The organism is Roseomonas acroporae (assembly GCF_023223525.1).
GTDB classification, from domain to species: domain Bacteria; phylum Pseudomonadota; class Alphaproteobacteria; order Acetobacterales; family Acetobacteraceae; genus Roseomonas_E; species Roseomonas_E acroporae.
The window spans coordinates 65,363-78,890 of the sequence record NZ_JALPRX010000071.1 but is presented as its reverse complement, the minus strand read 5'-3'; the positions used below and the strand labels follow the sequence as shown (position 1 = coordinate 78,890).

Genomic DNA, 13,528 nt, shown 5'->3' with positions numbered 1-13,528 from the left:
ATGCAGCGCCTCACCACCTACATCCTCGTCGCAATGGTCCTCGGCATCGTGGTGGGCTACGGCTGCCACGAGCTGTGGCCCGACCCGAACACGGCACGCTCCATCGCCAGCTACATCTCGCTGTTCACCGACATCTTCCTGCGCCTGATCAAGATGATCATCGCGCCGCTGGTGTTCTCGACGCTGGTGGTCGGTGTCGCGCACATGGGCGATGTCGGCGCGGTGGGGCGGATCGGCGGCAAGGCGATGCTGTGGTTCGTCTCCGCCTCGCTGGTCTCGCTGCTGCTCGGCCTCGTGCTCGTCAACCTCATGCAGCCCGGCGCCAGCCTGAACCTGCCGCTGCCGGAAGCGGGGGCGGCCAGCAGCATCCGCGCCTCCTCGCTCTCGCTGAAGGACTTCGTGGCCCACCTCGTGCCCGTCTCGGTGTTCGACGCGATGGCGCGCAACGAGATCCTGCAGATCGTCGTCTTCTCGCTGATGTTCGGCGTCGCTGCCGCGGCGCTCGGCGAGAAGGCCCAGGTGCTGGTGCGGTGGATCGAGGAGCTGTCGCACGTCATCCTGAAGATGACCGGCTACATCATGCTGCTGGCGCCGATCGCGGTGTTCGCCTCGATGGCGGCGATCATCACGACGCAGGGCCTGGGCATCCTCGTCACCTACGGCACCTTCGTGCTGGAGTTCTACATCGGCCTCGCCATCCTCTGGTGCCTGCTCACCGCGGTCGGCTTCCTTTTCTTCGGCAAGCGGGTGTTCGAGCTGGTCTCGCTGGTGCGCCAGCCCTTCCTGCTGGCCTTCAGCACGGCGAGCAGCGAGGCCGCCTATCCGCGCCTGATGGAGCAGCTCGCCCGCTTCGGCGTCAGCCCGAAGGTGATCTCCTTCGTGCTGCCGCTCGGCTACTCCTTCAACCTCGACGGCTCGATGATGTACTGCACCTTCGCGGTGGTGTTCATCGCGCAGGCCTACAACATCGACCTCTCCTGGGGGCAGCAGGCGACGATGCTGCTGCTGCTGATGCTGACGAGCAAGGGCATGGCCGGCGTGCCGCGCGCCTCGCTCGTCGTCATCGCGGCCACGCTCTCCACCTTCAACATCCCCGAGGCCGGGCTGCTGCTGATCATCGGCATCGACCAGTTCCTCGACATGGGCCGCTCCGCCACCAACGTGATCGGCAACTCGCTCGCCGCCGCCGTGGTCGGCAAGTGGGAGGGCGACCGCACCCCCGAGCCCGGCGCCGCCGTGCTGCCGGAACCGCCGCCCGGCACCTTCGACCAGGCCGAGGCGGCGGAAGCGGCCGGCGCGACCCAGCCGGCATGAGCGCCGTGCCTGCGGTATCTCCGGCGGCGGCGCCCGCCGCCGCCATGCCGGCAACCGGCCCTGCCCTGGCGATGCGGCGCATGGGCCGTGCCCTGGCCGGCCGCGCCCGTGGCCTGGGCGCGGCGCTGATCTGGACCATCGCCTGGACCATTCCTTGGGCCCTCGCCCTTCCGACCGCCCCGGCCAGGGCGCAGGACGCCTCGCCCTCCGCCGGGTCGCCCGCCACGCTTTCCGGCACGCTGCGCGAGGCTGCCGCGCGCGGCAGCCTGCGCCTCGGCTACCGCGAAAGCTCGCTGCCCTTCTCCTTCCTGGACGCGCGCCGCCAGCCCGTCGGCTATTCGATCGACCTCTGCCTCGCCGTGGTCGCCGCCGCGCGCGAGGCGCTCGGCCGCGACCTCGCCGTCGAATGGCGGCCGGTGACGCCGGCGAGCCGCATCCCCGCGCTGCTCGGCGGGCTGATCGACCTCGAATGCGGCTCCACCACCAGCAACGCCGAGCGCGAGCGGCAGGTCGCCTTCTCACCCATCATCTTCGTCGCCGGCACGCGGCTGATGGTGCCGCGGGGCAGCCCGGTGCGCCGCTTCGCCGACCTCGCCGGCCGCAACGTGGTGGTCACCGCCGGCACCACCAACGCCGAGGCGCTGCGCAGCCTCGCCGAACGCCAGCGCATCCCGATCAACCTCGTCGCGGCCCCCGATCACGCGCAGTCCTTCGCCCGCCTCGTCGCCGGCGAGGTCGACGCCTTCGCCACCGACGACGTGCTGCTCCAGGGGCTGCTCGCCACCAGCCCGGAGGGCGACCGGTTCCGCGTCGCCGGCCCGCTGCTCTCCTACGAGCCCTACGGGCTGATGTTCCGCCGGGGCGACCCGACCATGGCCGACCTCGTCACCCGGACCTTCGCGCGCCTCGCCGCCAGCGGCGAGCTCGGCGACATCTACGACCGCTGGTTCACCCGCCGCCTGCCCGGCGGCGAGCTGCTGAACCTGCCGATGGGGCCGCAGCTCACCGAGCTGTTCCGCATGCTGGGCGCGCCGGACTGAGCGCCTGTCCGGGAAGCCGGCGGCGGGGGCGGCGGCGAGGGATCCGCCGTGCCGGGAAAGGGTTCGGCGCACCGCGCCGAGCGCCGCAGGCCCACCCCCTGCCCCGGCGTCCCGCATCGGGGCAGGGGGCCGGCCTCTCGAACGGGCCCCGAGGCCGGCGCACGGCGCGGGGCAGGGCGGGGCAACACCGCCTTGCCCTCGCCACCGCCGCCATGGCAAGCCGGCGGAACCGCAACCGACGGAAAAGCCCGCATGCGCCACGCCATCGCCTACCGGAATGCCGCCCGCCCCTCCTCCACCCTGCGCCTCGCCGGCTTCGCCGTGCTGGGCTCGCTGGCGCTCGCGGCCTCGGCACAGGTCGCCCTGCCCTTCTGGCCGGTGCCGGCCACGCTGCAGAGCCTCGTCGTGCTGCTGCTCGGCGCCCTCGGCGGCAGCCGGCTCGGCGTCGCCTCGGTCGTGCTCTACCTCGCGCAGGGGTCGCTGGGGCTGCCGGTCTTCGCCGCCGGCACCGCCGGCCCGGCCGTGCTGGCCGGCCCCACCGCCGGCTACCTGCTGGGCTTCCTGCCCGCCGCCGCCCTGGCGGGCCTGGCCGGGCGCGGCTGGGCGCGGCAGGCGCTGGTGCTCGCCGCCGCGCACCTCGTCCTGTTCGTGCCGGGCGTCGCCTGGCTCGCAGGCTTCGTCGGCTGGGAGCGCGCCCTCGCCGCCGGTTTCGTGCTGTTCCTGCCGGCGACCCTGGTCAAGACCGGCCTCGCCTTCGCGGTGCTGCGCGCCGTCCGGCGCTGACGGGCGGCAGGGCGCGGGACCGGCCTGCCGGCGCCCTGCGCCCTTGCCGGGCGGGGACTTGCCCGGCCCGCCCTCGTGCCGACCTGCCCAGGCCGGCGTGGATCGCCGGCGGGCGGAGGCGGCCCGGCGGCGCGGATCCCGACCGGCGGCGACGAGCCAGGGCGGGACGCGGTCCCGCAGCCGTTCCGGCCCGACCGCGTCCGCGGCCTCCTCGGCCATCGCCCCTGCCGCTGCGCCGCCCGGCTCAGGATCACCCGGGCCGGTATCGCGCGCGGGGTTGGTGGGGCGGCCGCGCGCCGGACCGACGAATCATACGGGTCCGCACTTGTGCGGACCCGTATGACAGGCCGACCGTGCCGCCGCGCGCGCGTCAGAGCCGTTCGTGCGAGGCGCCACGACGTCCCGGCGGAGCCGTGGATCCGCGCACCACGAGGGTCGGTGGCAGCACCGTGATGCCGGACGAGGCGCCACGCCGGATCGTCTCCAGCAGCAGGGCCGCCGCCTGCCGGCCCATCGCGTCGTGCGGGATGCGCACGGTGGTCAGGCCCGGCGTGATCATATCCACCAGCGGCATGTCGTTGTGGCCGCTGACCGAGATGTCCTCCGGGATGCGCAGGCCGGCCGCGTAGCAGGCATCGTAGGCGCCCAGCGCCAGGAGATCGTTGGCGCAGGCCAGGGCGGTCGGCCGGTCCGGCCGCGCCAGCAGCCGGTCGGCGGCGAGCCGGCCGGCCGGCCGATCGAACGCCTCGGCCACCTCGATCGGCGCGTCGCCGTCCGCGTGCAGGCCGCATTCCGCCATCGCCTGCTCGAACCCCTGCCGGCGCAGCAGGCCGGTGGACAGCGTGGCCGGCCCGGCGAGATGCCCGATCCGCCGGTGCCCGAGCCCGGACAGGTGCGCGACGATCAGGCGCATGCCCGCCACGTCGTCCGGCACGACGGCCGGTACCACCGCCGTCCCCCTGGCGCAGGCGCGATTGATCAGCACCACGGGCAGGCTTCGCTGCAGGCAGGCGGCGACGGCCGGGTCGTGCTCGCGCGCCGCGGTGGCGAGCAGCATCCCGTCCACCCGGCGCGAGGCCAGCTCGGCCACGAAGGCGGCGGCGCGCGCGGGGTCGTCGCCGGGATCGGCCACCAGCAGCGCGTGGTCGGCCTCGGTCAGGGCGGCGGCGGCGCCGGCCAGGATCGGCGCGAAGACCGGGTTGGCGATCCCCGGCACCAGCGCGCCCACCAGCCGCGAGCGGCCCGAGCGCAGCGCCGAGGCCGCCGCGTCCACCCGGTAGCCGAGACGTGCCGCCACCGCCTGCACCCGCTCCGCGACCGGCGCGGCGACGAGATGGCGCGTCGCCGGGTTGAGGGCGCGAGAGACGGTGGAGAAGTGCACGCCGGCCTCGGCGGCGACCTGGCGGAGCTTGGGCGCCGGGCGGGGCGGATTCGGCGGGGCGGAAGGCGACATGGCGGCAATATAGGCTTGCACCGCGCCGCAAACGATCCTACAAACGTTTGCAGGAACGTTTGCAAAGATCCCTCCACCGCAGAAGCCGCCCCACGAGAGGCGGCGAGAGGAGCGCATCGTGATCATCGACAAGGCAGCGGACGTGACCCCCGCCGTGCTGGCCGCCATGGCGGCGACACCCGACCCGAGGCTGCGCGAGGTGACGGCGGCGCTGGTGCGCCACCTGCACGCCTTCGTGCGGGAGGTCCGGCCGACCGAGCAGGAATGGGAATACGGGGTGGAGTTCCTCGGCCGCGTCGGCCAGGCGAACACCGCGACGCACAACGAGGGCGTGCTGTTCTCCGACGCGCTCGGCGTCTCCACCCTGGTCTGCCTGCTCAACAACGGCGACGACGGCGCGACCGAGACGGCCGCGGCGCTGCTCGGGCCGTTCTGGCGCGACAATTCGCCGCGCACCCCGGATGGCGGCAGCCTGGTGCGCAGCCCGACGCCGGGCCCGCGCCTGTTCGCGCGCTGCACCGTGCTGTCGGGCGGCGCGCCGGTGGCGGATGCGCGGGTGGACGTGTGGCACTCCTCGCCCACCGGCATGTACGAGAACCAGGACGCCGCGCAGGCCGAGATGAACCTGCGCGGGCAGTTCGTCACCGATGCCGAGGGACGGTTCCGCTTCGTCTCGGTCAAGCCCGCCGGCTACCCGGTGCCGACCGACGGCCCGACCGGCGACCTGCTGCGCGCGCAGCGCCGGCACCCCTTCCGCCCCGCGCACCTGCACTTCCTGATCCACAAGCCCGGCTACAGGACGCTGATCACCCAGGTCTTCGTGGACGACGACGAGCACCTCGGATCCGATGTGGTGTTCGGCGTCACCCGCGCGCTGGTCGGCGGCTTCCGGCGGGGCGAGGGCGCGGCGCCGGACGGCGGCGCGGGCGAGTGGTGGAGCCTCGACTACACCTTCCATCTCGAACCCGGGGAGGCGCGCCTGCCGGTGCCGCCGATCGCGTGAGGAACTCGCCATGAGGGACCTGCAGGGAAGCACCGCCGTGGTGATCGGCGGCTCGGGCGGCATCGGCGCGGCGACGGCGCGGCTGCTCGCGGCGTCCGGCGCGGCGGTGACGGTGACGTATCACCGCAACGCCGAGGCGGCGGCGGCACTGGTCGCGTCGCTGCCGGGCGAGGGGCACGCGGCGCTGCACGCCGCGTCCGAGGACAGCGCCTCGCTGGACGCGCTGGCCGGCGAGGTGAGCGCGCGGCGCGGCCGCTGCGACCTGCTGGTGAACAGCGCCGGCTTCACCCGCGCCATCCCGCACGCCGATCTCGACGCGCTGGACGACGCCTTCCTCGACGCGATGTGGGCGGCGAACTGGCGCGGCCCCTTCGCCGCGGTGCGCGCCTTCCGACCGCTGCTGGCGGAGTCCGAGGGGCTGGTGGTGAACGTCTCCTCGATCGCCGGGCTGAACGGCTCGGGCTCCAACCTCGCCTACGCGGCGCTGAAGGCGGCCACCGACAGCCTGACGAAGTCGCTGGCCCGCGCGCTGGCGCCCGCCGTGCGCGTGATGTCGGTCTCGCCCGGCGTGGTGGATACCGGCTTCGTGCCGGGGCGCGGCGCCGACGCCAACGCGAAGCTCGCGCCCGGCATCCCGCTGCGGCGCGTGGCGCGGCCCGAGGACGTGGCCGAGGCGATCCTCGCCTGCGCGACCCTGCTGACCTACTCGACCGGCTCCGTGATCCTGGTGGACGGGGGGCGGGCGCTGTGAGGGCCGTGCGCGACGAGGTCATCCTGACCTGCGCCGTCACCGGCAACCTGACGACGCGCGAGCAGCATCCCGGCCTGCCCGTGACGCCTCTGGAGATCGCCGAGGCGTCGCTCGCCGCCGCCGAGGAAGGGGCCGCCATCGTGCATCTGCACGTGCGCGACCCGGAGACCGGCCGCCCCAGCATGGAGCTCGCCTACTACCGCGAGGTGGTGGAGCGCATCCGCGCGCGCAACCCGTCGCTGATCATCAACCTCACCACCGGCCCGGGCGGGCGCTTCGTGCCCTCCGAGGAGGAACCGCGGCTGGCGGCGCCGGGCACCACGCTGACGACGCCGGCGATCCGCACCGCGCACATCACGGAGCTGCGGCCGGACATCGCGACGCTCGACCTCAACACGATGAATTCGGGCGGCGAGGTGGTGATCAACACGCCGCGCAACGTCCGCCGCATGGCCGCCGCGATCCGCGCCGCCGGCGCGGTGCCGGAGATCGAGCTGTTCGATTCCGGCGACATCGCGCTGATGCGCGACCTGCTGGCGGACGGGACGCTGGCCGCGCCGCCGCTCTGCTCCTTCGTGATGGGCGTGCGCTATGGCTTCCAGCCCTCGCCCGAGACCGTGCTCTACGCGCGCAACCTGCTGCCCGAGGCGGCCGAGTTCACCGCGATCGGCATCGGCCGCGCCGCCTTCCCGATGGTGGCGCAATCCGTGCTCGCCGGCGGGCATGCGCGCGTCGGGCTGGAGGATGCGGTGATGATCGAGCGCGGCGTGCTCGCCCCGTCCAACGCCGCGATGGTCGCCAAGGCGCGGCGCATCGTCGAATCGCTGGGCAGCCGCCTCGCCGGCCCGGCGCGCGCCCGCGCCATCATCGGCCTGTCCTGAGGGAACGACGCATGTCCGCCCTATCCAGCCCCCTGCCGGGCCCTGTCTCCGCGCCCGTTCCGGGTGAAGCTTCCGCGCCCGTTCCGGGCGACACCTCCGCGCCCGTTCCGGGCGACGCTCCCGCACTGCGCGTCGCCACCAGGGCGGCCGGTCCCGACGCGCTGGGCCTTGCCCTGGTCGAGCACCGCCCGGCGCTGCCGCCCGGCTGGTGCCTGGTCGAGGTCGCCGCCGCCGGGGTGAACCCCTCCGACGTCAAGGCGGTGCTGGGCGCCATGCCCAAGGCCGTGTTCCCCCGCACGCCGGGCCGCGACTTCGCGGGCCGGGTGGTGGAAGGCCCGGCCGGGCTGCTCGGGCTGGAGGTGTGGGGCTCGGGCGGCGATGTCGGCATCACGCGCGACGGCAGCCATGCCCGCTACCTCGCCCTGCCGCCCGAGGCCGTGTTCCGCAAGCCCGAGACCCTGTCGATGCGCGAGGCGGCCGCGATCGGCGTGCCCTTCGTGACGGCCGAGGTGGGCCTGCGCGAGGCGGGCGGCGTGCATCCCGGCCAGGTGGTGCTGGTGCTCGGCGCCAACGGGCGCGTCGGTCAGGCGGCGTGCCGCATCGCCGCCGCCGCCGGGGCGCGCGTCCTCGCCGGGGTGCGGCGCGAGGTCGCGGTGCGCGGCGCCGAGGCGGTGTTCGACTGCCGCGCGGTGGACGTGGCGCAGGCGGTGCGCGCGGCGACGGACGGGCACGGCGCCGACATCGTGTTCAACTGCGTCGGCTCGCCCTGGTTCGCCGCCGGCAACGCGGCGATGGCGCACGGCGCGGTGCAGGTCTTCATCGCGACGCAGGACCGCGCCGTGCCGTTCGACATCTTCGCCTTCTATCGCGGCCGGCACCGCTACGTCGGCGTCGACACGCTGGCGCTCACGGCGGCCGAGACCGGCGCGGTGCTGGAATCGCTGCGGCCCGGCTTCGAGAGCGGCGCGCTCTCGCCCTACGAGATCGAGGCGGACCACGTCTTCCCGCTGGAACGCGCGGCGGAGGCGTACCGGATCGTGCTCGGCGGCGCCACGCAGCGCGTGCTGCTGGAGCCGCGCGGGTAGCGGGCGGAACGGGGAGGGCGCCGCCCTCCCCGCCGCCGATCCGCCGGGAAGCCCGGATTCCGAGGTTCCGCCGGCCTTCTTCCGCACGGGTGTGCGTGCCCGCAAGGCCGATGGCGATCCCCGCGGGCTTCGCTCCCGGCGGGAGGACCCGGGGAGGGCAACGTCCTCCCCGGCGGGGTTCGGGGAGCGATCCCGAACCCGGGCGACAAGACCAGGAACGGGAGAAGCGGATGAGAAGCAGGACGATCGGGGTCGCGCTGGCCGGGCTGTTGCTGGCCCTCTCCCCCGCCGGCGCGCAGGAGCGCTTTCCGGAACGCACGGTCACGGTGATCGTGCCCTTCGCCGCCGGCGGCCCCACCGACGTGGTGGCGCGCCAGCTCGGCGAGGCGATGTCGCGCGACCTCGGCGTCGCCGTGGTGGCGGAGAACGTCACCGGCGCGGGCGGCACCATCGGCGCGCAGCGCGTCGCGCAGGCACGGCCGGACGGCTACACGCTGCTGCTCGGCAATGTCGGCGTCGCGACGGCGCCGGCGCTGTACCGCCGCCTGCCCTACGACCCGCTGACCGCCTTCGACACGGTGGGGCTGATCACGCCCGTGCCGATGACGCTGATCGGCCGCCCGGACCTGCCGGCGGCCACGCTGCCGGAGCTGGTGGCCTGGATCCGCCGCACCGGCGCGGAGGTGAACCTCGCCCATGCCGGCCTCGGCTCGGCGAGCCATCTCTGCGCCACGCTGTTCCGCTCCCTGCTGCAGGTGCCGGTCACCGCGGTCGCCTTCCGCGGCACGGCGCCGATCATGACGGAGATGATGGGCGGGCGCGTCGACCTCGCCTGCGATCAGACCACCAACACCGTGCCCTATATCCGGGACGGCCGCGTGAAGGTATTCGCCGTGACGACGCCGCGGCGCCTGGCCGCGCTGCCCGACGTGCCGACCACGGCCGAGGGCGGCATGCCCGGGCTGCTGGTGACGATCTGGCACGGCTTCTACGTGCCGCGCGGCACGCCGCGCCCGGTGGTCGAGCGGCTGGCGCAGTCGCTGCGCGCGGCGCTGGCCGATCCGGCGGTGGTGGCGCGCTTCGCCGACCTCGCCACGACGCCCGAGCCGCCGGAACGGGCGACGCCGGAGGCGCACCGGGCGCTGCTTGACGCCGAGATCGCCCGGTGGCGTCCGGTCATCGCGGCAGCGGGCGAATACGCCGACTGACGGGCCGCGCCGCCTGGATCCGTCGCGTCGATACGGTCCGTCGGCGGGCGGCCCCGCATGCTTCGCCGGCTCGGCGCGCGGCCGCCCCACCCAGCCCCGCGCGCGATACCGGCCCGCACAAGCCGGGACTTGCGCGGGCCGGTGTCAGAGGGTGATGCCGCGCTCCCGGATCAGCGCCCCGTAGCGCGCCTGCTCGCCGCGGATCATCGCCGCGAAGTCGTCGAGCACGACCGGGTCGAGCCGCACGTCGGGCGTCGCGCGGCTGCGCACGAAGTCGCTGCGGATCGCCTCCGACAGCGCGTCGGCGAGGCGCCGCAGCACGGGCTGCGGCACGCCGGCCGGCGCCACCACGCCGTGCCAGAACTCGAACACCACGTCCGGATGCACCGTCTCGCGCAGCGTCGGCACCTCGGGCATGATCGCCAGCCGCTCGGCCGAGGTCAGGGCCAGGATGCGGAAGGTCCCGCCCTCCCGGAAGGGCAGCAGGGAATAGACCGATCCGGCGTAGAACGGGATCCGCCCGGCGCCGAGATCGGTGACGATCGGCGCCTCGCCGCGATAGGCGACGTTCTGCAGCCGCACGCCGCTGCGCGCCATCATCAGCTCCATCGCGATGTGCGGCGAGGAGCCGTTGCCGACGCTGCCGCAGCCGGCGCCCGGATTGGCGCGGATGTAGTCGAGCGCCTCGGCCACGGTGCGGATGGGCAGCTGCGCGCTGACGGCGAAGGCGAGCGGCGCGCGGTAGGCCTGGCAGAGCGGCGCGAAATCCTCCAGCCGGTAGGGCAGGCTGGCGTAGAGGTTGGGATTGAGCGAGAGCGTGCTCGTCGCCACCCAGCCGATCGTGTAGCCGTCCTTCGGCGCGCGCGCCGTGGCCTCGGCGGCGATGATGGTGTTGGCGCCCGGCCGGTTCTCCACCACCACGCTCTGCCCGAGCGTCTCGCGCAGCCGCTCGGCCACGGTGCGGGCGAAGGCGTCGCCGCCGCCGGGGGCGAAGGGGTAGATCAGCCGCACCGGCCGGTTCGGCCAGGGCGCCTCCTCCGCGCGGGCGGCCCGTGCCAGGACCGGCAGGGCGGCGAGGCCGCCGGCGAAGGCGCGGCGGGTGACGGGGTTCGGCATTCTCGGACCTTCCTCCTGCTGCTGCGCGTCGGGTTGCCCCCGATCGCCCGCGCGCCGGGCATCGCCCCCGGCTTCGTTCGTGTCACGCGAAGGGCGGGGTTCGCCGATCCGCCCCGGCCCCGGACACTGCACCGAAGGACCGTGGGGAACGGTTCCCCTTCGAGACCTGCGGTCCGCCGGGACGGATCGAACGGCGCCGCCGCGTGCCTCAGGCGGCGCTCGCCCGCCCCTTCCGCTCGGCGACCGGCACGGCGCGGTCGCCGATCACGCCAGCCGCCGCCAGCCGCGCCAGCGCCGCCCCGTCGAGCCCGAGCTCGCCGCCCAGCACCGCCGCGTTGTGCTCGCCGAGGGTCGGCGCCGGCCGCCGCACCGCGAAGGGCGCGCCGCCGGCCGGCCGGAACGGCGCCGAGGGCTGGCCGTGCGCGCCGATGAAGGCGCGTTCCGCCGGCTGCCAGAAGCCGCGCGCCAGCAGGTGCGGGTCCTCGCGCAGCCGGGTCGGCCAGCGCACCGTGCCGGCCGCGATGCCGGCCGCCTGCAACGCCTGCATCGCCGCGTCGGAATCGTGCCGGCGCGTCCAGTCCGCGATCGCGGCCTCCAGCGCGCCCTCCCGCGTCCGCCGCCCGTCGAGCGTGGCGAGCGCCGGGTCCGCGCCCAGATCGGGCCGGCCGATCGCGTCGCAGAGCCGCGCCCAGGCCGCGTCGTCGGTGACGGCGACGGCCAGCCACTCGCCGTCGCCGCAGGGGAAGCAGCCATGCGGCGCCTGGGTCGGGTGGCGGTTGCCCCAGCGCGGCCCGGGCGAGCCGGTGGCCGACTGCGCCACGATCCAGGGCGCCACCAAGGGGAACAGGCATTCCACCTGGGCGAGGTCGATGTGCTGGCCCTCGCCGGTGCGCTGCCGGTACAGCAGCGCGGCCAGCAGCGCGGCGGCGCCGTTCAGCCCGCCGATCGGGTCGCCATAGGCGAGCTGGTTGGTGGTGGGCGGCCAGTCCGGCTCGCCCGAGACGCTGGGCAGGCCGGAGGCGTGCTCCAGCGTCGAGCCGTAGGCACGGGCGTCGCGCCACGGCCCCTCGCCGCCGAAGGCGGGCATGGACAGCATCACCAGGTCCGGCCGCTCGGCCGACAGCACCTTGTAGTCGAGGCCGAGCTTGGGCAGCACCTCGCGCGCGTAGTTCTCCACCACCGCGTCGGCACCGCGCACCAATTGCCGCAGCAGCGCCGCGCCCTCGGGATCGGTGAGGTCGAGCGTGATGCCGCGCTTGTTGCGGTTCAGCACGCAGAAGCGCAGGTCGCGCTCGTACTGCCGGCTCTCGAAGAAGGCCGGGCGCGGATCGACGCCGCGCCACCAGTCCGGGTACTGGCAGGCCTCGACCTTGATCACCTCGGTGCCGAGATCGGCGAGCTGGCGCGTGCAGAGCGGCCCCGCCCAGCCCATGGAAAGATCGACGACGCGCAGGCCCGCCAACGGCAGCGCGCCCGCCGGCCGCGCCGCTTGCGGCGTCACGGGCCGCGCCGCCAGCGGCGTCACGGATCGCGCCGCCAGCGGCGACGCATCGTGCTCGCCGAGGCGCGGCGCCGTGCCGGTCGCCAGCGGCGGCGTGCGCGTCAGGCGCTGCGGCAGGGTCGGCCCCTCGAATTCGGCGTCGCCGATGCGCACGCGCTGGAAGGCATCGCGCGCGCGGTGCGTCGGCGTCGCCAGCAGCCCCGCCATGTCCGGCACCACGGCGAAGGGCAGGCGGCGGCGGAGCGCCTCCTCGAACCATTCCATCGCCGTGCGCTGCGCGAGATGCGGCGCGAACAGCGCCTCCAGCGCGTCCGCGTGCTGGAGGCGCTCGATGCCCATCACGTAGCGCGGGTCGCGCCCCAGCTCCGGCGCGCCGATCATGTCGCAGAAGGCGCGGAACTGCGCCGGCGTCACCACGGTGACGCCGAGCCAGCCCTCGCGGCAGGGATAGACGCCGAGCGGCGAGGTCGGGGCGAAGCGGTTGACGCCGTGGCGGCGCTCCACCTCCGGGTTGGTGAGGCCCTGCGTCGCCTGGTACTCGGCGATGGCGATGTTGGCCTCGTGCACGCTCAGCTCCAGCCGCGCCGGCTGCCCGTCGGCCGCGGGGCCGCCAAGGGGGCCACCGGGGGGGCCGCCGAGCAGGTGCGCCGCCACGGCGTTGAAGGCGGCGAGGCCGCCGACCACCTCGCCCGCGATGCCGCCGAGCATGGCAGGCGGCCCCTCGGCGGGCCCGGTGCAGGCGAAGATGCCGGAGAGGGCGCGGCAGGTGGTGTCGGTCGCCGCGAAGTCGCGGTACGGGCCGCTGTCGCCGAACCAGGAGAGGGCCAGGGCGATGCCGCGCGGCGCCAGCGGCAGCGCCTCGCGCTCGGCGCGCGGGCGGGCGTCGAGCAGCACGTCGCAATCGGCGACGAGGCCGGGCAGGCGCGCCGGGTCGGCGATCAGTCCCCGCTTGTTGGTGTTGAGCCAGGCGAAGAGGGCCGATTCGGCGCCCTCTCCCGCCTCGACCAGCGGCGGCGCGTGCCGCAGCGGGTCGCCTTCCGGCGGCTCGGCCTTCAGCACCTCGGCGCCGAAATCGGCGAAGAGCTTGCCGGCATAGGCGAGCGCCACGCCGCCTCCCACCTCCGCCACGCGGATGGCGGCAAGCGGCTGGGCGTGGCGTGGCGCTGCGGTCATGGGCACGTTTCTCCCACTGGGACGGGGCTCGTCGCCCGCCATTTGTTATTTGTGATATAAGATTGCCGGGCGCGCCGCCGTCAAGCCGCTTCCGTCCTTCGCCCTGGTATCCGGGCCGCCCCATGCGCGGCCACCCACCGCCCCCGGCCCTCCGGGCCGTTCCCGCTCCCGTCGGCTGCCTCCCCGGGCTTTCCCTGGGGCTCTCCCTGCGGGCCGCCCG

Annotated in this window: 11 protein-coding genes; 8 read left to right on the top strand and 3 right to left on the bottom strand. The window is 75.0% G+C overall.

The genetic code is table 11. From position 1 onward, the window contains the following. The 3 genes from M0638_RS16485 to M0638_RS16475 all read left to right on the top strand — a co-directional run bounded on the left by M0638_RS16485 (window position 1) and on the right by M0638_RS16475 (window position 3,137). On the top strand, window positions 1-1,314 hold the full coding sequence (locus tag M0638_RS16485; protein WP_248668095.1) for a dicarboxylate/amino acid:cation symporter: 1,314 nt from the start codon (window positions 1-3) through the stop codon (window positions 1,312-1,314). Further along, entirely contained in the window at window positions 1,311-2,354 is a 1,044-nt protein-coding gene (locus M0638_RS16480) for an amino acid ABC transporter substrate-binding protein (protein ID WP_248668094.1), read from the top strand. Before M0638_RS16485 ends, M0638_RS16480 begins: the two co-directional genes overlap by 4 nt. A gap of 252 nt (window positions 2,355-2,606) precedes the next feature. Next, complete coding sequence (locus M0638_RS16475; RefSeq protein ID WP_248668093.1) at window positions 2,607-3,137, top strand: biotin transporter BioY; 531 nt, start codon at window positions 2,607-2,609, stop codon at window positions 3,135-3,137. 370 nt (window positions 3,138-3,507) lie between these two features. Here the strand turns inward: M0638_RS16475 and M0638_RS16470 are convergent, their stop codons facing one another. Continuing rightward, window positions 3,508-4,611, bottom strand: coding sequence for a LacI family DNA-binding transcriptional regulator (locus M0638_RS16470; RefSeq protein WP_248668092.1), 1,104 nt, complete (start codon window positions 4,609-4,611; stop codon window positions 3,508-3,510). Window positions 4,612-4,708: 97 nt separating this feature from the next. On the opposite strand from M0638_RS16470, the gene M0638_RS16465 reads away from it, so the two are divergent. The 5 genes from M0638_RS16465 to M0638_RS16445 all read left to right on the top strand — a co-directional run bounded on the left by M0638_RS16465 (window position 4,709) and on the right by M0638_RS16445 (window position 9,518). Continuing rightward, window positions 4,709-5,593: a dioxygenase family protein gene (locus M0638_RS16465; RefSeq protein WP_248668091.1), complete on the top strand. Its 885-nt coding sequence runs from the start codon at window positions 4,709-4,711 to the stop codon at window positions 5,591-5,593. 10 nt (window positions 5,594-5,603) lie between these two features. Continuing rightward, window positions 5,604-6,344: an SDR family NAD(P)-dependent oxidoreductase gene (locus M0638_RS16460; RefSeq protein ID WP_248668090.1), complete on the top strand. Its 741-nt coding sequence runs from the start codon at window positions 5,604-5,606 to the stop codon at window positions 6,342-6,344. Between the two features lie 5 nt (window positions 6,345-6,349). Next, a complete protein-coding gene (locus M0638_RS16455; protein ID WP_248668089.1) occupies window positions 6,350-7,225 on the top strand; it encodes a BKACE family enzyme in 876 nt (291 codons plus the stop codon). An 11-nt stretch (window positions 7,226-7,236) separates the two neighbouring features. Beyond that, window positions 7,237-8,310, top strand: coding sequence for a quinone oxidoreductase family protein (locus tag M0638_RS16450; RefSeq protein ID WP_248668088.1), 1,074 nt, complete (start codon window positions 7,237-7,239; stop codon window positions 8,308-8,310). Window positions 8,311-8,540: 230 nt separating this feature from the next. Then, window positions 8,541-9,518: a tripartite tricarboxylate transporter substrate-binding protein gene (locus tag M0638_RS16445; protein WP_248668087.1), complete on the top strand. Its 978-nt coding sequence runs from the start codon at window positions 8,541-8,543 to the stop codon at window positions 9,516-9,518. A gap of 144 nt (window positions 9,519-9,662) precedes the next feature. Here M0638_RS16445 and M0638_RS16440 read toward each other — a convergent pair whose 3' ends face one another. Both M0638_RS16440 and M0638_RS16435 read right to left on the bottom strand, forming a co-directional pair. Further along, window positions 9,663-10,634: a Bug family tripartite tricarboxylate transporter substrate binding protein gene (locus M0638_RS16440; protein WP_248668086.1), complete on the bottom strand. Its 972-nt coding sequence runs from the start codon at window positions 10,632-10,634 to the stop codon at window positions 9,663-9,665. Between the two features lie 208 nt (window positions 10,635-10,842). Further along, entirely contained in the window at window positions 10,843-13,308 is a 2,466-nt protein-coding gene (locus M0638_RS16435) for a CaiB/BaiF CoA transferase family protein (RefSeq protein ID WP_248668085.1), read from the bottom strand. Window positions 13,309-13,528 lie beyond the last annotated feature (220 nt).